Below are 24,576 nucleotides of genomic sequence, written 5' to 3'. Positions count from 1 at the left end.
TTATGGAAGGAAACCTGTCTTGCGGCCGACCGCCGCTGGGACGGAAGTGGGAGAAGTAACGTGTCGCGGACCCGAGCGTCATTTGAACAAGGTCTGGCGTCCTCCGCGACGGCGACATGGCATGGCACGACGCCCAATGACGCGAATGCCATTACCCTGGCACTTGCCGACCTGACCCCTGATAAGACCGGATCAATTGTAATTGAGACCGGTGGTCATAAATTATGGCTCGAAATAAATGGATATGAAGAAGTTCTTCGGCGCGGCATCGCCCCCGAAGACTCGCATTCCGAACATTTCGACGTGTCCGGCATGGACTTCATCAAGTTTCTCAATGGGACAGTGCTCTATTATTCGGCAGACGAAGTCCATCTCGTGCTTGGCCGGGAGACTTTCCCAGCCATTGTGCGACTGCAGGACGCCCGCAGCTTGGCTTCTGTCATTGACTATGAATTGAACGCCAAGCCCATCCGGCGGCATTGATCGGCGTCCGACATGCGCAGGATGGCCTTGCCGCTTTCCTCAATTCAGTAGATCGATCGCCGCCACGGTGAGAATATCCAAGATGACATTGGTGGCCCGGCGCACAAGCATGACCTTGTCGTCCACGATCACATAGCGATAGTGCGGATCGAGCGGTGGCAGCTGTGACAGCAGGTCTGGCGGCAGATCACGCTTTTCCAATCCCGGCGGCAAATGGCCATTGCGAACCAGCTGCTTGGCCAGCCCCGGTGGCAGCTCGCCACGTTTGGCCAGGCCGGGCGGGAGCCCCTTGCCGTTCCCCTTCTTCTTGTTCTTATGCTGCTTGCCGTCGTTCTCATGCTCCCAATCATCGAGATGACGCTGGTAGTAGCTCTGCAGGGTGCGCCGCTCGATTTCACCGATCACGATATCGCCAACGCTCGGCTCCGCGCTGACAGGCGGGTTCGCGCCTGGCTCCGGGGCGCTATCGGCAACTGCCGGCACCGTACCCAATGATAGTCCAAGCATAACGCCGGCCGTCAATAGCGGAATCATAACGCGCATCGATGTTCTCCAAAATCACTCGGCAAAGGACTCGAAAGCATTATTGGAAGTGTTTTCCGGTACTTCAAATCGCAATGCTGTGAAGCCGCATTATTGTGGGGGGCGCCGCACCGCAGGGGCTGCTGCGGTGCGGCGAGAAGGTGCGATCAGATATAGGGGCTGCGCTGATCGCACCCTTTTTAAATAACACCACCAACGCCAACTTTGTTCCGCCCTGGCAGCGGCCCACGCTGCATTTATCTCTCACACTCGGCTTGCGCTCTTCTTGCTGCTATTCCGTCTGCACGGTAATTTCTGCGTCGACATAGAGTTTGCCACCCGAAGAGGTGTGATACTCGTCGAATGTCACGCCACCCACCGTGATGGAACCGAACTTGGTCACACCATCGCCGGCATTGCCGTTCCCATCGACCCAGGTCGCCTCGCCACCATCCGGCACGCCGAGGACGACCTTGTCGCCCGAATTGCCGACAATGTAGAGCGTGTCATTCGCATCCGTGAAGTCGAGGACGTTTTTCGCGTCGAGGCGAACGGTCGTGCCGAAGCCGGCTTCCGGAATGGCCTCCTGCGTGATCAGGATAGACTCGATATTGTGAATGTCCTGCGCTTCGAGATTGACGACGGTGTTGACCAGCGGGCCAGCAACCGAACCGTCCTCGATCTTAGTGAGAGCGATCGCGCCGTCATCGACCCGCAGGATATCGATCCCGGTGCCGCCGTCGATGTGGTCACCGGTCCCGAATACCAGGACATCGTTTCCGCCATTGCCATTCAAGGTGTCGGTACCGGGCCCGCCCCGCAGCAGATCGGCATCATTGCTGCCATTCAGCGTATCGGTACCCGCCGCACCATAGGTCATGTTGAAGGTACCGGTGTTGGCACTTCCGTCGCTGAGCGTCTGGTTTGCCGCCGTGCCATCCTGGGACCCGGTCAAGGCCTGATCGACAGCACCCGTATCCGGCGTGATCACAGCAGTGTAGCCCGTCAAGTTTGGACCACCGGCATCATCATTGTCATCGAGCTTGACGTTGCCGCTACCGGTGAGATCCCCCGTATTCACACCGGCACCGATCTGCAGCCCGAAATCCGTCAGCTGGACCTGTGTCCCGGCACCGTCGCGAGAGCCGAGGACAGATTCGACCGCGACAGCATATTGATCATCGCTATCGAAGACGAAGCCGCCGTCCAGAAGGAAACTGCCCTGCTGACCCTGCAGAAACAGGCTGAAGATGTTGGCGGAGGCGATAATCGGATTTGACTGATCGACGACCGTCAAGAGCAACTGCTGCTTGGTGACATTGGAGTTGGTCACGATCGTGCCGGAGATGGCGCGCTCCACGGGAACGCCGGTCGATGCCGAGGCCATGGCCGTGTTGTTGGTCAAGTCCGGCTCGGTCTGCGCAAAAGTCGTTTCCGTCGCCGTCGCCGTCGCGGTGAACGTCGGATTGAGAGGAATGGTTCCGCTTGGCGCCGTGACAGCGAAGGTCACATCGATGTTCTGCGTCCCATTGGGCACCGTGAACACCACGACACCAGTCCCGGAATTGTAGGTGTAGGCAAAGCCCGACAGAGTCCCATTGGCCGACAGCGCACCACTGGTGAAGCCGCTGGCGAGTTGTACGGTGACGGTGTGGGTTTCGGAACCATCCAGATAGTCGCCAAACGTCGCTTTGACCTGAACGGTGCCCGTCTCGCTTGGCGCGAAGTTCGACCCCGCATCATTCGAGTCACTGACGATGATCTGGACATTCGTCGGCTGATCGGCGACCGCATCCCGCTGGACAGTCAACGTGCCGGTGATCGTGCTGGTCAGGCCACCGTTCGGATCAAGCAGTGTCCCTTGGATATTGAGGCTGATATCGCCGTCCGCATTGTCGGCCGGCGGCAGTATCTTGAGGTTACCCACCGCATGCACGGTCGTGTCGATAACAACGTCGGCACCCGACCCGGTGGCGAGCAATGTCACGCCATCGTAGATCTTCCATCCAACGGTCAATGTCTTGATGGTCAAGCTCGTCAGCTGCTCATTGTCCGCCGGGAGGAAGGTGATCCCCAGCGGCTGCGTTGCCGGTGTTGAACCGCCGGTATTCTGGTCCTGGATACCGTCTTCATAGACCAGGGTTGCGCCGCTGATTGTGCCTTGTGCCTGGTCGGCGACTGTGAAGGTCAGCACGGCGGTTGTCCGGTCGCCATCACCATCCTCAATCGTATAGGTGAAGGAATCGGTCCCGCTGGCATTCGCCTTGGCGGTATAGGTGTAGGTACCGTCCGCCTGCAGCTTCAAGGTGCCCAAGGCAGTGACGATATCGGTATTGATCCCGGTCGTCGATTGCGTGCTACCGCTGCCGGCAAGCACACCGACAACGCCGCCACCGGTTTTGGCGTCATCGGCGCCGAATTTGTCGTTGCCGGCAACACCGGTGAGCACCGTGTTGGCCGAGATTGTCTGTCCGGCATTGACCGACCCGCCATTGTCGTCAGCCGCGGTCGGCGCATCATCGTCGAAGGTGATGGTGAGCGTACCGGTCGCGACACTGCCGTCGGCATCGGTAACCTTGTAGGTCAAGATCGCCGTTGCATTGTTCTCGTCGCCACCTGCAGCATGCAGGACATTGTCCTTCAAGGTCAGGGTATAGGCACCGGTCGTCGGCGTTACCACGATATCGAACAAGACCGTGCCATTGCGCGCGCCACCCGTGACCGTCGCCGTCAGGGTGTTGCCGGACCAGCTATAGGTGACTGTCTCAGTGCCGACCGAACCGGTCGTGCCATTGAGCGACGCAAAGCCAACGGAGCCATAGCCATCGGCATTGATAGTGTGGGCCAGGGTCCCGGCAAATGTCTTCTCGCTGGCATCCGGGTCAGGCGACTGCGTGTCGTCATCTGTCGTGCTCAGCGGATTGCCGCCAGCCAACGCGTCGTCGTCAACCAGCGCCGTGCTGGTACCACCCTGCGGGGCGGTATCGGTGATATTGATCTTGATCTGTGCGGTCGAGGTCGAGCCATCGGCATCCTTCATCGTGTAGGTGAAGGTTTCGAAATCGGGGCCATCGCCGTCCGACCCGTCGACGCCATGGTCGCGAACAGGCGCCGTGTAGCTGAACGAACCGTCCGCGTTCAAGGTGAGCGACCCGCCCAGGCTACCCGTCAGCACGCCCGGTACTGCGGCCTTGCCACCATCGGCACCAACCGTGTCATTGGCCAACACGCCTACCAACGGCACGTTGAGCGTCTGACCCTCAACTACCGTGTACTCGTCATTCTGAGCGGTCGCACCGGTATCCGTGATGTTGATCTTGATCTGCGCGGTCGAGGTCGAACCGTCGGCATCCTTCATGGTGTAAATAAAGGTCTCGAAGTCCGGGCCATCGCCATCCGAGCCGTCGACGCCATGATCCCGAACAGGGGCCGTGTAGCTGAACGAACCGTCAGCATTGAGTGTCAGCGAACCACCCAGGCTGCCGGTGAGCGCCGCGGCAACCGCCGTCTTGCCACCATCTGCACCGACCGTGTCATTGGCCAGAACGCCGGCCAGCGGCACGTTGAGCGTCTGACCCTCAACCACCGTGTACTCGTCATTCTGAGCGGTCGCACCGGTATCGGTGATATTGATCTTGATCTGCGCGGTCGAGGTCGAACCGTCAGCGTCCTTCATCGTGTAGGTAAAGGTCTCGAAATCCGGACCATCGCCGTCGGAGCCATCGACGCCATGGTCACGCACCGGCGCCGTGTAGCTGAATGAGCCATCGGCATTGAGTGTCAGCGAACCACCGAGGCTGCCGGCGAGCACACCAGGCACAGCTGCCTTGCCACCGTCGGCGCCGACCGTGTCGTTGGCCAGCACGCCGGCCAGCGGCACGTTCAAGGTCTGCCCCTCAACGACGCTATACTCGTCATTCTGAGCAGAAGCACCGGTGTCGGTGATGTTGATCTTGATCTGTGCTGTCGAGGTCGAACCGTCAGCATCCTTCATCGTGTAGGTAAAGGTCTCGAAATCCGGACCATCGCCGTCGGAGCCATCGACGCCATGGTCGCGCACCGGCGCTGTGTAACTGAACGAGCCATCGGCATTGAGTGTGAGCGAACCGCCGAGGCTGCCAGTAAGCACCGCAGCGACCGCTGCCTTGCCACCGTCGGCGCCGACCGTGTCATTGGCCAGAACACCGGCAAGCGGCACATTGAGTGTCTGTCCCTCGACGACCGTGTACTCGTCGTTCTGGGCGGAGGCGCCGGTATCCGTGATGTTGATCTTGATCTGCGCGGTCGAGGTCGAGCCGTCGGCATCTTTCATCGTATAGGTGAAGGTCTCGAAGTCCGGCCCGTCGCCATCCGAGCCGTCGACACCATGATCCCGAACAGGCGCCGTGTAGCTGAACGAGCCATCGGCATTGAGCGTCAGCGAACCACCGAGGCTGCCAGTGAGCACCGCGGCGACCGCTGCCTTGCCGCCATCGGCGCCGACCGTGTCGTTGGCCAGCACGCCGGCCAGCGGCACATTGAGCGTCTGACCCTCAACCACCGTGTACTCGTCGTTCTGGGCGGAGGCGCCGGTATCCGTGATATTGATCTTGATCTGCGCGGTCGAGGTCGAGCCGTCAGCATCCTTCATCGTATAGGTGAAGGTCTCGAAGTCCGGACCGTCGCCATCCGATCCATCGACACCGTGGTCGCGGACGGGGGCGGTGTAACTGAACGAACCATCTGCATTGAGTGTGAGAGAACCGCCCAAACTGCCGGCGAGCACTGAGGCCACTGCCGCCTTGCCACCGTCGACACCGACCGTGTCGTTCCCCAGAACGCCAGCAGCATTGATATTCAGGGTCTGCCCTTCGACCACGTTGTATTCATCGTTCTGAGCGCTGGCGCCGGTATCGGTGATATTGATCTTGATCTGCGCGGTCGAGGTCGAGCCATCGGCGTCCCTCATCGTGTAGGTGAAGATCTCGAAATCCGGACCATCTCCGTCCGATCCGTCGACGCCATGGTCGCGGACAGGTGCCGTGTAGCTAAACGAACCGTCGGCATTAAGCGTCAGAGAGCCACCCAGGCTGCCGGTGAGGACACCGGGCACTGCCGCTTTGCCGCCGTCTGCACCGACCGTATCATTGGCGAGCACGCCGACCAGCGGTATATTGAGGGTCTGCCCCTCCACCACCGTATATTCGTCGTTCTGAGCACTGGCGCCGGTATCGGTGATGTTGATCTTGATTTGTGCCGTCGAGGTCGAGCCGTCGGCATCCTTCATCGTATAGGTGAAAGTCTCGAAGTCCGGGCCATCGCCGTCCGAGCCATCGACGCCATGGTCACGCACCGGCGCCGTGTAGCTGAACGAGCCGTCGGCATTGAGTGTCAACGAGCCACCCAAGCTACCGGTGAGCACCGCAGCAACCGCTGCCTTGCCGCCATCGGCGCCGACCGTGTCGTTGGTCAGAACGCCAGCGGCACCGATATTCAGGCTCTGCCCTTCGACGACCGTGTATTCGTCATTCTGGGCGCTAGCGCCGGTATCGGTAATGTTGATCTTGATTTGCCCTGTGGAAGTTGAGCCATCGGCATCCCTCATTGTGTACGTGAAAGTTTCGAAATCCGGGCCATCGCCGTCCGACCCGTCGACACCATGGTCACGAACCGGCGCAACATAGCTGAATGAGCCATCGGCATTGAGTGTCAACGAACCACCAAGGCTGCCAGTGAGCACACTAGGCACTGCCGCCTTGCCACCGTCGACACCGACCGTGTCGTTGGCCAGCACACCGGCAGCATTGATCGTCAAAGCCTGGCCTTCGACGACGCTGTATTCGTCGTTCTGGGCGCTGGCGCCGGTATCGGTGATGTTGATCTTGATCTGTGCCGTCGCGGTCGAGCCGTCGGAATCCTTCATCGTGTAGGTGAAGATCTCAAAATCAGGGCCGTCACCGTCGGAACCGTCCACACCATGGTCGCGCACCGGCGCCACGTAGCTGAACGACCCGTCGGGGTTGAGGACGAGCGAACCACCGAGGCTGCCGGTCAGAACGCCGGCCACCGCCGCCTTGCCACCATCCGCACCGACCGTGTCATTGGCCAAGACGCCGGCCAGCGGCACGTTGAGCGTCTGGCCTTCCACGACGCTGTATTCATCGTTCTGGGCATTGACGCCTGTATCCAGGATATTGATCAGGATCTGTGCTGTCGCGGTCGAACCGTCGGCGTCCTTCATCGTGTAGGTAAAGATTTCGACATCCGGGCCATCGCCGTCGGAGCCGTCAACACCATGGTCGCGCACCGGCGCCGTGTAGCTGAACGAACCGTCGGCATTGAGCGTCAAGGATCCGCCCAGATTGCCGATCAGCACCGCGGCCACAGCCGCTTTGCCACCGTCGGCACCGACCGTGTCGTTGGCCAGCACGCCGGCCGCCGGCACATTGAGCGTCTGGCCCTCAGTGACGTTGTAGGAATCATTCAACGGGATCGGCCGGTCATCAATGATGTCGATGCTGAGCGTGCCGTCGGAATGATCGCCATCGATATCCGTTACGACGACGGCAAAATCCTCCTGCACAGGACCGCCGGAATGGTCGACATTGTCGAGCAGGGTGTACGTATAGCTGAGCTGGCCCAGGCCGCTGTCGAAACCCGTCACCAGAAGATCGCCATAGAGGCCATGGACGATCTGGCCGGCTGCCGTAATGGTGACCGGGCCGTCTTTGCCGGTCAGCGTCAGCGAGCCGAATCCGTCCGGTGTCGAGAAGGACATCGTGCCGCTGGCATGTTCCGACGTATCGCTGTCATTCGTGCCGTCATTGTCGGCAATCTCGCCGGTACCGGCCGGCTCGACGATGTTGCGGACCGGCAGCCCCTTTTCATCGACATCATTGTCATTCTCGCCCTCAGGGTCGAGATCCAGTTCTGTCGACGTGTCATAGATATTGATGGTCAGCGTCGCGGGCGCGGGATCGCCGTCGCCGTCCGTCAACGTGTAGGTGAACTTGTCGTCCGCGACCAATGGATCCCCATTAGTCCGGGTATAGGTGTAATAGCCGTCGGCATAGATGGTCAGCGTGCCATGCTCGCCGGCAATGACGAAGCCGGCCCCATGCACACCGTCGCTCACCGCAACCGGCGCGTTGGCTGGCACGTATTGTGACGCGATCGCCGAAACCAGGGCATTGTCGGCACCGACATCATCCTGGCCGGCCACCGGGTCCGTCGTACCGGCGCCGGTGATGACATTGCCGTCCGTGGTCAAAATATTGCCAACGGTGTCGAAATCGTTCTTTGCCACCGGCGCGTCGTCGGCGATGTTGATGCTGAGCGTACCGTCGGAATGATCCCCGTCGGCATCCGTGACGACGGCAGCAAAGTCGTCATGCACAGCACCACCGGAATGGTCGACATTGTCGAGTAAGGTATAAGTATAGCCGAGCTGTCCCGTCCCGCTGTCGAAGCTGGTGACCAGCAGATCGCCATAGAGGCCGTGCACGGTCTGGCCGGCTGCGGTGATCGTGACCGGACCATCCTTACCTTCCAATGTCACGGACCCGAAGCCATCCGGTGTCGCAAAGGACATGGTTCCGTTGGTCCGTTCCGAGGTATCGTCGTCATCGCTGCCATTGTCATCGGCGGCTTCGCCGGTGCCTGCGGGCTCGACCACACTGCCGATGGTACGTGTCGGCAGGCCTTTTTCATGAACGCTTTGCGCGTCCTCGCCGGTCGGATCGAGATCGAGCTCGGTCCCTTGGTCGTAGATGTTGATCGTCAATGTCGCCGGATCGGAGTCGGAATCGCCATCGGTCAGCGTATAGGTGAACTTGTCATCGCCGATCAACGGATCGCTGTTGCTGCGCGTATAGCTGTAATAGCCGTCGGCATAGATCGTCAGCGTGCCATGCTCGCCTGCGATGGCAAAACCGTCGCCATGGACTACGTCTGTCACCGGATTCGACGTATTTGCCGGCACACCCTGTGACGCAATAGCCGACACGGCAGCACCGTCGGCGCCAGGCTTATCTGCACCGTTCACGGGATCTGAGGTGCCGACGCCGCTGATGACATTGCCGTCCGTCGTCAGAAGATTGGCCACGCTGTCGTAATCGTCATTGGCGATCGGCGTATCGTCATCGACATTGATCGCCATCGTGCCATCGACCGTATCGCCGTCGCTGTCCGTCACCTGATAGGCAAGGGTGAATTCGACATTGTTCTCGTCAAAGCCGGCCGGATGATCAATCACCGCCAATTGCGTGACCGTATAGTCGCCGCTCGTCGCATCGGTCAGCTGCACCTGCAGGACCGGGGTACCATTCTGCGAAATTGTGAGAGTAAGGCCGTCAAGGCTGACATCCTGGGTAAAGCCGCCTGTAGCCGGCAAGGTGGCGCCGGTGAGCAATGTCGTACCCGCGCCGTCGGCACCATATTCGTGCCCCAGCGTTCCGGTGAGGTTCGACGCATCGACATCGTCGTCGACGCCATCGGGATTGCCGCTGAACACATCATCGTCCAATTGCACGAGTGCATTGGAGACGATGCTGGGGCCGTCATCGCTATAGCAAACGCTGGCCTGCGCCTCGGCCGTATCGCCGTCATCATCCTTGACGGTCAGGGTCATGTCGAAGCGGAATTCGTCCTGGCTGCCGGTCTCGGCGCCATCGGCACCCGCATCCGGATGATCCAGCGGCTTGAAGAAGGTGACGGTGAAATTGCCCGAATTGAAATCGTTGCTGACGTCGTCGACATGCAGAACAATGACGAAGACCGGGTCATTGAGGTCGCCGGTATGGCCCGTCAAGGTCACGATGCGCAGTGCCGGATCGTAGCTCTGCGAAATTTCGATGGCCACGTTGCCTGAGGTCAGCTGGCTTGAGGCGAGGTCCGCCGTGTCGAGATAGACGTCGCCGGTTTCCGGATCAACCACCCGCAAGGCAAGAACACCCGGTGATTCCGGTTCTTCGTCGCTGTTGGGGTTGCCATCCCACGGGCCATCCGCGCCATAAAAGAGCGGCCCGAAGCTGCCATAGACCGACGAGCCGCCTTCACCACCGCTCTTTGCCTCGCTGGCGTCAGGGCATTCCTCGCCTTCGGAAATCTCGTCGGTGACCAGGCTCAGGCTCTCATTGCCCAAGCTGTCATTGATCTGTTCGCCGACCGGATAGCCAATGAAGGGCACGTCGTCCTTGAAGGTCGTATCGAAGGCACCAGCTGCCGTCGAACCATCGCTGTCGACAACTTCGAACTGGATATGGGCGAGCAATTCGTCCTGGACATTCGGGCTGGCGCCGGCGTCCGGATGATCGAGACGGTCCACCAACGTGACAGTAACATCGAAGACACTGTCGCTCGACGCGGTCTGCACGCGAATCCAGACGACGGTGTGTGGTGGCTCGCTTTCGCCGTCCGGGAAGGTGACGCCGTAAAGCGTCTGGCCGTCCGATGCCAATAGCCAAACCACCGGGAAGCCGTTGGACGTCCAATCCTGCGGCAAGCCGCTGTCCAACAGGTTCAACGTACCCGGAACATCACCCTGGAAGTCGACGGTAACCCGCACCAGGCTGGTGGTCGGTTCCTTGTCGAAGTCGAGGCCGAAGAAATTGTCGCCCGGCTCGCTCTGGCCGTCGCCGTCATCGTCCTCGTGATCATCGGTATCGCGGATATCGTTGCCGTTATTGACGCCAGAGGAGATCGGGCCAAAGGCTTCGAAGAAATCGTTATAGCGCTGGAAGTCGTCCTCGTTCACAAAGGCGCTGGTGACGCTGAGGATGACCGGCTCGGTGTCCGGCAAGACCGCCGCCACATCCGCCTCGATGAGTTCGGGGAACTCACGCTGCACTAGATTGTAGTTGAGATTGGTCTGCCCTAGGCCGCCGACGGCGTCGAGGCCACCGATGCCACCTGCGGGATCGAATGGGGCGAACAGGCCGCCATTATTGTCCGGACCAGCGCCTTGGTCGCCAGCACCAGGACCGGCAGCCGTCTGGATGTCGAGATTGGGGTCGGTTGCCGCCAGAACAGCCGCCACGTCCATCGGCCGGGCGTCGGTGCCGACGATCGTGACCTCCGCCTGTCCGGTCGCCTCGGCGTAGCCCAACAGGATGACGGTGATATCGCCGACCTTGACGGCGAGATTACCGTTATCGCCGAGACGCGCGACAACGGCGTCGATCGGGAACGGCAACTGAATGGTTTCGCCGGGTGTTACTTGAATGCGGACGACATTCTCGCCTTGCGGCACCTGGACAACGACGGGCTCGCCCGACTGGGTCAAATGCACCTGTTCGACATCGCTCTCATGCAGGACGGTGCCGGCGTTGGCGGTTTCAGATTGGACGTTTGCGGTGTCGGTGGCCATGAAACGCTCCCAGGGTCGAGCTGATGATCAGCCGGTTTATTTTCCGAGCCCGACCCCGAGAGGACGCAAAATGCCATCGCTTCGAGGAACGTGCGCTGGGTGGAAAACGAAAGGGAGAGGTCTAATATTCCGCAAATTTGAGGGGAATATTAGCCGAATGGTACATTATAGTGTGAGAACGCGTAGAGTTACGCCTTGACGCTCGGGACGCTATTGATGGCGTCATAAGATGAAATAGCTCTCTTAACGCGAAAAAAACGTGTAGCTCAGCACTATCGTCGCTCTGGACCGGCCGGTTGAAGCTGAGTCGATATCGCATCGGAAGGCGTCATCTTGCGTTACGTTTACGCTAAAATATGTTCTAATATCATATCGTTACAGGGAGCTAAAGGTTGCCGGGCCGTAGGGAGATAGAGCTCAGCCTGATCAGCTTCCTGCCCCGGTTGCGGCGCTTTGCCATCGGCTTATGTGGGTCTGCTGACGAAGGCGACGACCTGGTACAGGCCGCCTGTCTCAAGGTCCTGGAACGGCACAGCCAGTGGCAGCCGGACACCCGCCTCGACAGTTGGGTCTACAAGATCATCCTCAACATATGGATCGACCGGCGCAGGTCTTCGGCGCAAAGGCTTTCGGTATCCGGGGATGGCGCTTGGGATCAAATTCCCGGCCCGCCACTGATCGCCGAAATCGAGGCGCGGGACGATCTGAAGCGTACCTGGGCCGCTATTAAGACTTTGCCGGAAGAACAGCGGCAGGTCCTGCTGCTCGTCACCGTTGAGGGTTTTGGCTACCAGGAGGCCGCAGACATGCTGGGCATTCCTATCGGCACCGTGATGAGCCGCCTGGCACGCGCCAGGTTGACGCTGGCCAAAAACGTCCGAAATGACGACAAGGTGGAATAGAAGAGCCGTTCACTCGTTAGGAATTACGATGTCTGACAATCACAAACAGATCGGCGATGAAATGCTCACCCGCGTGATGCAGTATTGCGATGGCACCTTGGATCCCAAGGAAGCCGCTTTGGTCGCGCAACAGATTGCGAACGATGCAGAATTACAGGCATTGGCAGACGATTTGCGGCTCGGTGCATCTGCTGTCCGCGACGTGATGGCAGTGCTGACAAATCTGCCGGTGCCGATCGCTTTGGCTCGGTCCACGTCGCCGGCGCCCACTGCACATCGGACCTTCGGCAAGGTAACCTCCCTACTTCGCCATCAGGCGGCGGCAGCCGTCGTTGGCCTGGTCGTGGGTGCAGCAGCCATAGGATTCTGGTCTGCTTCGCAGCACGAAGCGGGACTGCGTCTGGCCAGCAGCCCGGAGGAGCGTGAACTCTTCTCCGCCGCCTCGCGCGCAGCGTTGCTTTCGTCGCTAAGTGCCAAGCCGGAGCTCGTTAATACACCCTTCAACCTTCCAGGTCAGACTGGCGCGCAAGGTACCATTTCAGTGGTACGCTGGTTCGACCTCGCGACGGGTGCCTCCTGTGCTGAGTTTGCGCAGATCCAGCCAGTCGGGATCGTCGCCAGCGGAATCGCCTGCCAGCGGACCGACGGTAGTTGGGACCTGATTGCACTTCCCGCCGACGGGAAATGACCAGGCACCAAAATACCGGCACCGCGGACAGCCACGGGAAGTAGTCATCCGCCATGCGTCGTCGACTCATCTTCGCCTGTCTCGTCATCGGCTACGCAGCTGCGTTGCAGATCAGCGCGTCCGCGCCCCTGCTTCTTTGGGCCAGCGAGGTCTGGGCCAAAAGCGACAACGGCAATGGTGGCGGCGGTGGCAATGGTGGCGGTGGCCACGGCAGCGGGAATGGGAACGGCGGAAACGGTAATGGTGGCGGCTCCGGCAATGGCAACAGCGGCGGCAATGGTAATAGCGGTGGCAACAGCGGCGGCAATGGAAATGCTGGCGGCAATTCCAGCGGCAACGCCAACACGAACGGTAGCGCCAACGGCAACGCCTATGGCAAAAACAAGAACACCTCAGACGTTGCAGCCGGCTCGACGGCCGCAGTAACAACCGAAATTCAGACCGCGAATCCCAGCCAAAACGCCGTCAACCACGGCGCCGAGCGCGTAATCAACCGTGAAATCGTCGTGGCCAATGCCGCTGGCGACCTGACCCGGTTTGCCAGCGCCAACGGCTTTGCCGTCTTGTCGCAGACCAAGCTCGGTGCGCTCGGCATTTCCGTCACACGTCTTGCAACGCCCGCCAATCTTTCCCTGGCGTCCGCTCGTACGCGGTTGCAAACAGCCTTCCCCGAAGCTTCGATAGACTACAATCACGTCTACACGCCGCAGGTCAGCATGACCTTGCCGGCGCCGGGCTATGCGCAGAAACAGATTCGCTGGGACATGGCCGGCAGGGGCTGCGATAGCACTGGCCTCAAATTGGGCATGCTCGATACATTGGCCAATCTCGACGATGCACTCCTGCAGGGCGCCAGCATTGAACAGCAGCCTTTCCTTGACGGCGCGGATGCAATCGCCGCCGGCACCGATCATGGCAGCATCGTTGCAGCGCTGCTCGCCGGCCAGAAGGATTTCGGCCTGCTGCCGCATGCGGCCCTGTCGATTGCCGGAATCTTTACATTGGACGAGGATGGCCAGCCGATCGCCAGCGCCACCAGCTTTGTTGCCGGCCTCGACTGGCTGGCTGGCCGTGGCGTCAAGACTGTCAATACGAGCCTCAGCGGGCCACATGACGGGCTGCTGGAAATGGCCATCGGTGCAGCGCTCAAGCAGGACATTGTCATTGTCGCCGCCGCTGGCAATGACGGGCTATCCGATGTGCCGCGCTTTCCCGCCGCCTACGCCGGCGTCGTCGGCGTGACCGCCATTGATGCCGATCGTCACCCATTCACCCGTGCCAACGCCGGTTCCTTTGTGACATTTTCAGCCCCCGGGGTCGATCTCTGGGTACCCAAGGCAGACTTGCCCGGCGGTGCAAACGGTCAATCGAATGGCGAGACCTTGACGGGCAGTTACGTCAGCGGGACATCTTTCGCGACACCCTTCGTCGTGGCCGCTCTCGCGGCCGGCGACAACAATGCGGACAACCTTGCCAGTGCCGCGATCGACCTTGGTCCGAAGGGCCGCGATCCGGTCTTTGGCTTTGGCCTGGTACAAGCGCCGATGAGTTGCGCAACAGCCAACAATTAGCGGTCCCGCTGCAGGACATATTGCCGGATAGAATTTGAGCCCGCCGATCGTCTGATCGGCGGGCCCATTTCATGTGTGGTCACCCCTGTAACGCCAAAGTGCTACATTTATGACGGATTGCTGGGGTCTTCCGCGTCATCATCGTCATCATCCGGCGTGGTAAAGCCGTTGATCTCGTTGACCCGATCGGCAAGCGCTTCGGCAAAGCTCTGCTCCGGCTCCTCAGTCGCCGGATCGCTGGCCGGATCGGTCGGCTCAGGGGCCGCATCAGCCGTGTCCGGATCGGTCACCGCCGAATAGTCGTCGCCATACTCTTCCGACAGCTTGTCGAGGATGGCATCGACGATCCCCGGTGACATCGGCTTGTTGCTGGCACCCGCCAGCACCTCGGCCAAATCATCGATGTCGACCTGCGGATCACCGTCGACCGGCGGTGTTTCATCTTCTGCAGCGTCCTGCGCGGCCAATTCATTCATCAAGTCGCGGAAAGTATGGCTGATGCTGCCAGGAGCAGAGTTCGGCGACGCATTCTTCAATCCCTGCGACGATGCATGGAAGAATCCGTTCAGTTTGCCGAGCTGATTGGCCGTGATGCCGTCGAGCGGATCGTCATCGGCGTCATCGGGCTCATCGCCCACCTGACCGCCCTTGACCTCTGATTTGCCGGCACCGTTGGCGGCAGAACCATTCTTGCCGCCGCCGCTATTGCCGTTGCCACCGCCATTGCCGCCACTGTGATCGCCACCACCGTTGCCGCCGCCGTGACCACCACCGTTTCCACCGCCATTGCCGCCACCATTCTTGGCCTCGGCGACCGAGCTGAAGGGCAATGTCACCAGCGCGACCGCTGAGAAGGACAGGATGGCCGTCAGAAGCGCTGCTTTGAGGGGGGATTTGCTAGCATGATACATCGTTGGTACTCCGACCTTGGTTGAGCGGCGCCAGCGCAATCATGCGGCGCCCCATACAACGAACGAACGGCCCAGCTTTGCCGCTTATTCCGGCCGCCATCGGCCGTGGTCGCTAGGTCACGAACTTGTCCCCCGTTGAGACAATTCTATGAAACGGCGAGCTGATCGCCCCCTGGCAAGCTCATTTATTGCCGCCGCCGTTACCACCTTTGCCGCCGCCTTTGCCACCACCCTTACCATTGCCCGGATTGTCATTGTCATGGCCGTCGGAGTTATCGCCATGGCCRGCATTGCCGTCGCCATCACTGTCCGACTGTCCACCACCGCCCGAGGATCCGCCGCCACCCGATGAACCGCCACCGCCGGAGCCGCCGCCACCGGAGCCGCCACCACCATTGTCGGAGCCACCGCCGGCATTGGATCCTGCGGGAGAGTTGCTGGATTGCTTGGGCTGCGCTTTTTCGCGCTGATACCCGTTTTCTGCCGGGGGCTGGGCCGGTGGCGCCGTCGGGCCGGCTGCCGTTGCGAAATCGCCGATGGTGCCTACTTGGGGTGGCAGGTCTTCCTTCTCAATGAGAACGCTCTGCCCCTCTTCGGCGTCGGCAACTGCTGCATTCTTGTTTGGTTTCGCCGTAATCTTCCCGCTCAGCACGTCGATGACGGTGGCGCCCTGCGCGTTGACGGAGATGACGATGTCCGTGCCCCTGATGCCAACTGTCGCAACAGGTGTCGAAAATTGGACACCGCTGTCGTCCGTGCTGACGCCGCCGGTCGTGTAGCGCAAAATCCCGGATGGTACCGAGATGGCCGCCGCAGACTTCTGAGCCGTTGGGTCGAAGACATAGGAATCGAGGACCATGTCGCTATCGGCTTCCAGTCTTAGTGTGGCTCCATCCGGGAAGCTGATCTCAATGGCGGAATCTGCTGCTGTCCGGATCGCCTCGTCCGGCAGCAGTGTATCGCCGATCTTGGCCGGCAACTCCTCGCCGCCCGGCGGCACATGAAAGGCCTCTTTCACGACATCCACGACTTCGGCGACAGGTGCGCCCGTCGTCGCGGCATAGGCCGTAAAGGACGCCAAGACGAGAACCATGCCAATAAGATAGCGCAACGAGGGGTATTTCATCTGCGATGCCTTCCCCAAGACCTAAAGTCCCGCCCGCGCAAGGTCATTGCGCGACCAGATCCAGCGGGCCGCTTTGTTATTGTTGATAACGATTCCTCCGACTTCTTATTCCGCACCGCGCAATAGATATACGCGTTGAAGGCTGGTGGACCGGCAGATACTTCTTGGTTGCATGCATCGCGGCATCACGGTGGGCCAGGCTATGTCGACCAGATGATTTACCTACTGCAACGCGGACTGCCGATCCTGGTCCTTCTTGGCGCCGTCCTGCTGCGCATCCACGATCCAGTGGTCATGTCGGAAATGCGCATGCGCATCTTTGACATCTTCCAGTGGGTCAGCCCGCGCGCCTATGTCGAAACGCCGGTCAAGGTCATCGACATCGACAATGAGAGCCTGCAGCATTACGGCCAGTGGCCTTGGCCGCGCAGCCTGATGGCGGATCTCATCACCCGCCTGACGCAGGCCGGCGCCAAGGTCATCGCCCTCGACATCGTCTTTCCCGAAAAGGACCGCACGGGGCCTGAGGCAGCCACAGCGGGCTGGGGCCTCACCAGTGAGGATCCGCTGACACAGGCCATCGTCAAGCGCGTCGCCGACCCGGACGATACGCTCGCCACAGCATTCAAGACCGCCCCTGTCGTCCTTGGCTTCATCCTTACGGGTCCCGATACACCGGGTACTCTGCCAAAGCGCAAAAGCGGCATGGCGGTCACGGGCGGCGGCGGCGAACGAGACCCGCGTGGGTTCGTACCGCGCTTTTCCAACGCAATTTCCAGCCTGCCCGATCTTCAGAAATCCGCAAAGGGGTTGGGCAGCATCAATCTCGTCAATGAAGGCGATGCCATCGTCCGGCGCCTGCCGACCTTGATCGCAGGTGGCAACACGCTCTACCCCAGCCTGGTCAGCGAAGCATTGCGGGTGTCGCAGAAGGCCTCGACGATCGTGGTCAAGGCCTCGGGCTCAACCGGCTATCAGGCATGGTGGCAGAAACTGGCACACCACGTCATCGACGTCGAAGGCATTGCCGAGGTCAAGATTGGGCGCCTCACACCGCTCACCGACGAGCATGGCCAGATCTGGCTTTACGACAGCGGACGCATTCCCGCCCGCACGATTTCGGCCTGGCGCGTCTTGGCCGGGGAGCCGCTCAACCTCAAGGACTCTATCCTGTTCATCGGCACGAGCGCACCGGGTCTCCTCGACCTGCGCGCCACGCCTAACAATCCCGTGACACCCGGCGTTGAAATCCACGCACAGATCGCCGAACAGATCTTGACTGGCGTCTCGCTCAACCGTCCCTACTGGACATTGCTCCCGGAGCTCGCCTTTCTCATCGTCCTTGGCGGCGCGATGATTCTTCTGTTGCCGCGCGTCGGTCCCGTCGGCTGCGCCATGCTTGGGGCGGCTGCCATGTCAGCCGCCGTCGGAGCCGCATGGTATGCCTTTATCGAGGCCGGGCAGCTGTTCGATCCCATCTATCCGGGTCTTGCGGCGCTTGTCGTCTTCATCATCGGATCTTTATCGTCGTACTTCCGGTCCGATGTCGAACGCCGCGCCGTGCGCTCGGCGTTCAGCCACTATCTGGCCCCGGCAATGGTGGAACAGCTTGCGTCAGATCCATCGCGACTGCGCCTTGGAGGAGAAATGCGCCTGATCACGGTCCTGTTCTGCGACATCCGCGACTTCACAACCCTTTCGGAACAGACGACGCCCGAAGACCTCACACTGCTTCTCAACAGGTTCCTGACGCCCATGAGCGATGCCGTTCTTCAGCATCGCGGCACGATCGACAAATATATCGGCGATAGCATCATGGCTTTCTGGAACGCACCGCTTGACGATCCGCATCATGCCGATCATGCCTGCCTGGCAGCACTCGAGATGCGGCAACGGCTTGCCATCTTGAATGGAGAACTCGAGTTGGAAGCGGAGGCGCACGGCACGAACTTCATGCCGATCCGCATGGGCATCGGTATCAATTCCGGCGCCTGCCTGGTCGGCAATCTCGGGTCGCAGCAACGCTTCAACTATTCGGTCATGGGCGACGACGTCAACCTCGCTTCGCGCATCGAAGGCCAGACCAAGAATTTCGGCATCGATATCCTGATCGGCGGAGCGACCGAGCGGCTGACGACAGAACTTGCCTTGCTGCCCTTGGGCGAAGCAACCGTCAAAGGCAAGCTGCAGAGTACCCAGATGTTCGCAGTGTTGGGCGGTCCGGCGCTGCGCGACAGTCCATTCCTGCCGCAATTGAAGACACTGCTGACGGAACTGATCGCCGCCCTGGGCATCGGTGATACGCGGGGCGCTCTCCATTATCTGTCGCAGTGCCGCCTGGTGACCCAGCATAAAGAGCTGGAGCCGCTCTATGAGCATATCGATGCCGCCATCCTGCGCCGCGAACGCGACCGGAAGCCGTAAGGGCCAGGCATCGGACGAATTTAAACCACAGCCCCGATGGTCTTCTTATGATGCCTCCTTCACGCTCATCGCTGCCGTCGTTATCTGAATCGGCTCAATGGACGAGGCGTCGGCCAGGACCACCTGGTTGCGTCCGTTTGCCTTTGCTTGATAGAGAGCCTTGTCTGCAGTCACGATCAGCTTCTCCGACGTCATGCAACTGGGCGGCTGGTGGACAGCCACGCCGTTGCTGATGCTGACATAACGTCCGGTTGAGCAATTGCCGTGGGGAACCTTCAGCTTGGCAACTGCCACTCGCGCGGCTTCGGCGACAAGCAATGCACCGGCGCTGTCGGTGTCGGGCAACAGGATTGCGAACTCTTCTCCACCATATCTCGCCACCAAATCGGCCGGACGCTGACAGCATGCATCCAGTGCAACGGCAATCTGCTTCAGGCAATCATCTCCTGCCGGATGTCCGTACTGGTCATTATAGGCCTTGAAATGATCGACATCGATGGAGACCAGCGCCAACGAACGTCTATGGCGCACCGCAACCGCCATCTGTTCAGCGAGGTATTTATCGAATGAGCGGCGATTGGCAAGGCCGGTCAACCCGTCCTGCATCGACATCTGCAACAGGACATTGTTTGCAGTCCTCAATTCCGCGGAAATTTGCACCAGCCGGGCATAATAGCGTGCGTTCTCGCTGAGCAGCACGACCAACAGGAAACAAGCCGCCAGCACCCCATAGATGCGTCCCACATACCAGCCGAGATCATAGCGCCCCGTATTGAGGACGGCGGACAGTGCGATATCGAACAGCCACACGCACATCACGACATGGAGCCAGACGTCCAGCACCCGGTGAGGCTTACTGCGCCATAGCAGCCACAGAGCCACAAGGCTCAACAACCAGATGCTCACCAGGAAGGTTTTGCCGGTGACTGTTGTGCGATTGACCTCCAGGAACACGGGCAGAAAGCGCTGCTCCGCGGTGGCAAAAGCGGTGAACCCCGCGACCACAAGCAACACAATGGCAACAACAGTCAGTATCCCGACCCGCGCATTGCCGCGCCTCAGACCGCCTAGTTTCAGTGCCTCGGGGCCCTCCTCCTTAACCAGGGCATACGTCATCACCAGCAGCGGGAAACCCGCATGCCAGAACATGTACATCGCAGAGGATGTCTGAGAACCGGAACCCAGCAATCCTGTCGGCGCAAACAACCCAGGAAAAATCAGCGCATAGGCCGACGTGATCATTGCGGTGAATAGGTAGGCACCCGCCAGCACCAGCAGTGCCAATGACCTGAAGGCCCGGTATTGCCCAAACAGCAGCACGGCGGTGACGAGATCGCAGATCACCAAAGCGGTGACATAGACCGGGATGAAGACGGGGAACTGCGCGAGCGGCGTTCTGGCATATGACACAGCCGCGATGAATATCGCAGCCGACACCAATACCGTCGCCCAGGCAGAACGAATCTCCCGCGGCCCCGCCAATTCATTGGAGAGGTAGGCCCATGACTGGCGAGTTTTTGTCTTCTGCATACACTGCCTGACAGTAACGTCACCAACGCGGGACTTGCAGTCCAGGACTGCGATACATCGATGCCAGATGCGCAATCAGGTCGAAGACAATGGAGAGCGCATTGTCGTCCAATGTCGAGACCCTTGAAGCATTTTTTTGAAATTTGAGGAAGAGATACTCATTTTAACGACCCAAACGTGTAGGAGAGGATATTGCCGCATCCAACGAGGACGTCTTAGATGCCAATTGGAATCCAATCGCCTCCTGCAAAGCGATGCGAAAGATGATTCGGCACGAATGCAAGACGCAGCCGCAATCGAAGATCTATCCATGGCGCATCGTCTTCACGAGATGCCAGCTCTCAAAGAAGGCAAGTCGACATAGGAACGACTGCCCCCGATCCAGATGCGCCGACGTTGCATGCACACATGCATGTCGACGAAACTTCCCTCACCAACAAAAGGCAACGCTCTCGAAAATCGTTTGTGAGGAGAAGAAAATGGCAGTATCGGACGGAATTGAACCGTCGACCAAGGGACTATGGTTCCCCGTCACTCTGCCCGGGAGCTGCAGTTTTTTTGCGACTAGAGTATCCAGACATTGTCCAATACTCCTCGCGGCGATCAGCCTGCCCTAACTAAATTGCCGAGCACATAGAGGGTCATGTTCACCAAATCCGATCCTGCGCTCGCGACGCCGGACCTCGAATACAGGTACGGCGGATCATGAACGCCAGGGCTTTCGACAGATATCGACCGGCGGAAATTCCGCCCGGCCCCAGGTGGCGCGCGTGCGGCCTATCGCGCCATGCTTTCGAACACCCCGTCTTTGCGCACCAGCGCGTGAAACAGGCCGGCGGCGATGTGAAGCAGGATCAAGGCGAAGAACGCAAACGCCAGCGTCACATGCGCGGTGTGCAGCAGCGTGAAGAGCGCGTCGCTGTGCGGCGCGATTGCGGGCAGCTGGATGCCCCAGAGCAGCTTGACCGGATAGCCGCCGGCCGAGACCATGCCCCAGCCTAGCAGCGGCATCGCGATCATCAAGGTGTAGAGCGCATAGTGCGAAAGCTTGGCGGCGAGGCGCATCGGCTCCGGCAGATCGTGCGGGAGCGGCGGTGTGCCGGACCGCAGCCGCACGACGATGCGGAGCACGGCCAGGACCAGGATCGCGATCCCCAGCGCCTTGTGCGTAGCGACCAGCGACACGTATTTCGGCGCGATGGTCGAGACCATGCCGACGCCGATGAACAGCATGGCGATGATGCAGATCGCCATCAGCCAATGCAGCAGGCGTTGCAGGGCACTGAAGCGGGTACGAGGGAAACGGGTGCTGGGGTGGCTCATGGCTGGGCGCCCTCCTTCGCTGCATCGCCGCGCGGATAATCCTTCTCCTCCGACATGCGCAGGGCAAAGGACTTGGCATAGGCGGCTGAACGCGCCGCCGGAAAGGGATCGTCAGAGACCGTAATACCGTCCGGCAATATGGTCGGGTCGAAGTTGATGTCGCGGCAGGAGCCGTCGGCTTCCGTCTGGATCTTGTCCACCGTGAGCGTACCGACCTCGACCGACTTGCGGTCCGCCGGCCAGGCCTTGCTCGGGTCGGCGGTGGGGTCGCTGGGATCGGCGACAGTCACCACCATGGTCCAGTGCTGCGGCGCTGCAGCCACGCGTGCGGTGATCTCTTCGGCGAGATGGTCGGGGCCGAGCTTGGCGAATTCCTCGCCGCTCATTCCCTTCGCTTCGGCTTGCGGCTTCAGCGACCAGCGCACCGCGTGCTTCGCGCCGGAGGAGTCCACGAACAGGAAGGCGTTGAGGCCATTATAGGTCACCTCGGCATAGGACTCGGTCCAAGGGGCACTCCCGGCCCAAGCGCCAAAGGCGGCGATCTCCGGATGGGCGGCGGCAAAGTTCTTCATGGCGTCCGGGTCCTTGCTGCCTGAAGCCTGTAGCAGCGCATAGAAGGCCTCCGGCGTTGCCACCGGGAAGAACGGCGGATCGATCATTGCCGAGCGCCACACGGCACCGCCGGGCTTCGAGATCTGGAGGCCGAGGCCCCGCACACGCGAGGTCGCGTCGGGCGCGTTAGGATCTGGCGTGCTGAAGTTGAAGCGGCCGATGACAGGATACTGGCCCGCGACAAAGACCTGGGCCTTGGAGAGCGCGGTACCGTTGCCGTTGGCTTCGAACTCGCCGGTGAAACAGATGCCCTTGGCGTGATTGCGCCGGTGGCCGAGTGCGGGGCCGGTGGGCGGGGTGAGAGCCTGGACCAGCTTCGCCCCGCTCAGGCGGTCCGGCGAGAGCCAGCCGCCGGTATAGGCGAAGGCGCCCACGACAACGGCGATCACGACGGCGATGACGGTCAGGGAAGCGAGACTGGAGCCTGACGATTGCTGGGCCATATCTAAACCTCGATTGCGGCGGGCGCTTGTAGGGCGATAGTTGCACATCACCCGCGCCGTCAGAACAGAAAAACGCAGCGCCGATTATGATAGGCCATGCCTAGTGCATGGCGCGAGCACCTGATACAGCCTGAGGCAATCGGCGCCTTCATCAGCGCGTATGAGAAGCGGGGCCGGATCATTTCGGCTGCCGCGAAGCGCTGCCGTGCCTCGGCCGCAAACTTGGAGCACGACATGTCGGCATAGATTGAACGGTTGGTGACGGCCATTGCGGACGGTACGGGCACGCCGACGATGCGTCACAAATTTGTCGAACTGGAAAGGCGGTTAGAGGAAATCCGAGCCGGGGCCGGGGGACATATCAGCTTCATCACAATTGCCGATGGGATCGCTCACCCCGAAGGTATTTCAGAAGAAGAGTGTGGTAGCACCGGACGGATTTGAACCGCCGACCAAGGGATTATGATCCCCTGAGTATAACTAAAGATAGCATGGACTTAGCGACCGGCCGGGCCACGGCCGGGCCAACCTCGGGACGGACGGCACGCAGAATATAAAAAGTTGCTTTGAGATCTATTCGGGGAACTTCCCGGCGTAAAAACCACGCTTCTCATATCTGGCGCGGTGTCCCGCCCAGTAGAGAGAACTTGTAGGAAACTCGCCGACCGGACCAGCGTGTGCGTAGCCTTGGCTGGTCATCAGTCCGCCATAGTCGCGCGCGATGCAATTGTCCTTATCGAAGACCCCACAGAAACCAGATCCCCGTTTCCGGTCTATCGGAAAATGAATGAGACACGATGTAACCGGCCCATCTTCCATGACAAGCCGACTCAAGCGTTGTTTCGCTACCTCGCCGCAGTCAAAACGATCACCGGCAGCCGTGCGGCAAATAGTTCCGAGTGGCGGCGCCTCTATGCTGATGAGGTCGATCCGATAATCTTCTATCTGAATGGAATCGCCATCGACGACAGTGGCCATCCCTCGAACAAAGAATGAGCCATCCTTTCGCCCTTCTTCCAGACATCCGAACTCTGCCGCAATTACTGGCGTAGCCAAGAACTGCATCAATAGGAATCCCGCGACAACCCGCATCTGTCCTCCTGAACGAAGCGTTGTGTATTAAACCTTCGATTGGGCGGGTTAGGAAAGACAGAATGGTAGCACCGGACGGATTTGAACCGCCGACCAAGGGATTATGATTCCCCTGCTCTACCGCTGAGCTACGGTGCCACATCGCTGAACGCGAGGCCGGGCCGGGCGCATGCGGCCCGGTCGGTCGGCATGCGTATATAGGGGGCCTACCCCAACTGTCAAGAAGAACGCAACCGACTGAAATCGCTTGGAGATTCGGCTCAGTCGCCGAACATCGAGGTGAGCTTCAGGGCGACACCCATGCTGCCCTCGACCTTGAGCTTGCCGGTCATGTAGCCCAGCGTCGGATCGAGCTTGCCGGCGAGCAGTTTCTGCAGGTTTTCCGGGCTGATGGTGATGGTCGTGTTGGCATCGCCCAGGTCTTCGGACCCGATGGCGGGCGGGTGCTCGGTGCCGTCCCAGAAGATCACCGCATCATCCACCTGGAATTTCACCTTGTAGCCAAGCTTGACGTTCTGGGCCGCACGTTTGCGCATCTCGTCCATCAACGCATCGACTTCCATCGGATATTCCCCCGTCGTGATTTTGCCCATCCTGATTTCAG

The 24,576-nt window shown here is 60.3% G+C and carries 14 protein-coding genes and 1 tRNA gene; 5 read left to right on the top strand and 10 right to left on the bottom strand.

Features of this window, described 5'->3' with window-relative positions; all coding sequences use genetic code 11:
- Nucleotides 1-60 precede the first annotated feature (60 nt).
- Nucleotides 61-483 (top strand): hypothetical protein, encoded by a 423-nt coding sequence (locus AC1DWZ_RS21810; RefSeq protein ID WP_477171061.1) that lies wholly within the window; start codon nt 61-63, stop codon nt 481-483.
- A 39-nt stretch (nt 484-522) separates the two neighbouring features.
- Here AC1DWZ_RS21810 and AC1DWZ_RS21805 read toward each other — a convergent pair whose 3' ends face one another.
- Both AC1DWZ_RS21805 and AC1DWZ_RS21800 read right to left on the bottom strand, forming a co-directional pair.
- Entirely contained in the window at nt 523-1,026 is a 504-nt protein-coding gene (locus tag AC1DWZ_RS21805; protein WP_477171060.1) for a hypothetical protein, read from the bottom strand.
- A gap of 271 nt (nt 1,027-1,297) precedes the next feature.
- Nucleotides 1,298-11,350, bottom strand: coding sequence for an Ig-like domain-containing protein (locus tag AC1DWZ_RS21800; protein WP_477171059.1), 10,053 nt, complete (start codon nt 11,348-11,350; stop codon nt 1,298-1,300).
- 392 nt (nt 11,351-11,742) lie between these two features.
- Here AC1DWZ_RS21800 and AC1DWZ_RS21795 point away from each other — a divergent pair, with 392 nt between their 5' ends.
- The 3 genes from AC1DWZ_RS21795 to AC1DWZ_RS21785 are packed head-to-tail and all read left to right on the top strand — an operon-like array spanning nt 11,743 to nt 14,511.
- On the top strand, nt 11,743-12,252 hold the full coding sequence (locus tag AC1DWZ_RS21795; RefSeq protein WP_477171058.1) for an RNA polymerase sigma factor: 510 nt from the start codon (nt 11,743-11,745) through the stop codon (nt 12,250-12,252).
- Nucleotides 12,253-12,280: 28 nt separating this feature from the next.
- Entirely contained in the window at nt 12,281-12,940 is a 660-nt protein-coding gene (locus tag AC1DWZ_RS21790) for an anti-sigma factor (RefSeq protein WP_477171057.1), read from the top strand.
- 53 nt (nt 12,941-12,993) lie between these two features.
- Nucleotides 12,994-14,511 carry a S8 family serine peptidase gene (locus AC1DWZ_RS21785; RefSeq protein WP_477171056.1) on the top strand — a complete coding sequence of 506 codons (1,518 nt, stop codon included), beginning with the start codon at nt 12,994-12,996 and terminating at the stop codon, nt 14,509-14,511.
- Between the two features lie 107 nt (nt 14,512-14,618).
- Here the strand turns inward: AC1DWZ_RS21785 and AC1DWZ_RS21780 are convergent, their stop codons facing one another.
- Together AC1DWZ_RS21780 and AC1DWZ_RS21775 are read right to left on the bottom strand one after the other, a co-directional pair.
- Nucleotides 14,619-15,422, bottom strand: a complete 804-nt coding sequence (locus AC1DWZ_RS21780) for a hypothetical protein (RefSeq protein WP_477171055.1) — start codon at nt 15,420-15,422, stop codon at nt 14,619-14,621.
- Nucleotides 15,423-15,603: 181 nt separating this feature from the next.
- A complete protein-coding gene (locus tag AC1DWZ_RS21775) occupies nt 15,604-16,548 on the bottom strand; it encodes a FecR family protein (RefSeq protein ID WP_477171054.1) in 945 nt (314 codons plus the stop codon).
- 213 nt (nt 16,549-16,761) lie between these two features.
- On the opposite strand from AC1DWZ_RS21775, the gene AC1DWZ_RS21770 reads away from it, so the two are divergent.
- Nucleotides 16,762-18,972, top strand: coding sequence for a CHASE2 domain-containing protein (locus AC1DWZ_RS21770; RefSeq protein ID WP_477171053.1), 2,211 nt, complete (start codon nt 16,762-16,764; stop codon nt 18,970-18,972).
- Nucleotides 18,973-19,017: 45 nt separating this feature from the next.
- Here AC1DWZ_RS21770 and AC1DWZ_RS21765 read toward each other — a convergent pair whose 3' ends face one another.
- The 6 genes from AC1DWZ_RS21765 to AC1DWZ_RS21740 all read right to left on the bottom strand — a co-directional run bounded on the left by AC1DWZ_RS21765 (nt 19,018) and on the right by AC1DWZ_RS21740 (nt 24,565).
- The gene (locus AC1DWZ_RS21765) at nt 19,018-20,502 is read right to left on the bottom strand and encodes a GGDEF domain-containing protein (RefSeq protein ID WP_477171052.1); all 1,485 of its coding nucleotides are present in this window, start codon (nt 20,500-20,502) and stop codon (nt 19,018-19,020) included.
- A gap of 777 nt (nt 20,503-21,279) precedes the next feature.
- A complete protein-coding gene (locus tag AC1DWZ_RS21760) occupies nt 21,280-21,825 on the bottom strand; it encodes a cytochrome b (RefSeq protein ID WP_477171051.1) in 546 nt (181 codons plus the stop codon).
- Entirely contained in the window at nt 21,822-22,880 is a 1,059-nt protein-coding gene (locus tag AC1DWZ_RS21755; RefSeq protein ID WP_477171050.1) for a catalase family peroxidase, read from the bottom strand. Before AC1DWZ_RS21755 ends, AC1DWZ_RS21760 begins: the two co-directional genes overlap by 4 nt.
- Nucleotides 22,881-23,453: 573 nt before the next feature.
- Nucleotides 23,454-23,972 carry a thermonuclease family protein gene (locus AC1DWZ_RS21750; RefSeq protein ID WP_477171049.1) on the bottom strand — a complete coding sequence of 173 codons (519 nt, stop codon included), beginning with the start codon at nt 23,970-23,972 and terminating at the stop codon, nt 23,454-23,456.
- A gap of 63 nt (nt 23,973-24,035) precedes the next feature.
- Nucleotides 24,036-24,110: transfer RNA gene (locus AC1DWZ_RS21745), tRNA-Met, on the bottom strand.
- 122 nt (nt 24,111-24,232) lie between these two features.
- Nucleotides 24,233-24,565, bottom strand: coding sequence for an SCP2 sterol-binding domain-containing protein (locus tag AC1DWZ_RS21740; protein ID WP_477171048.1), 333 nt, complete (start codon nt 24,563-24,565; stop codon nt 24,233-24,235).
- Nucleotides 24,566-24,576: the final 11 nt, after the last annotated feature.

Source organism: Dongia sp. P2_B8 (assembly GCF_056404715.1).
This window is presented reverse-complemented; position numbering and strand designations above follow the sequence as displayed.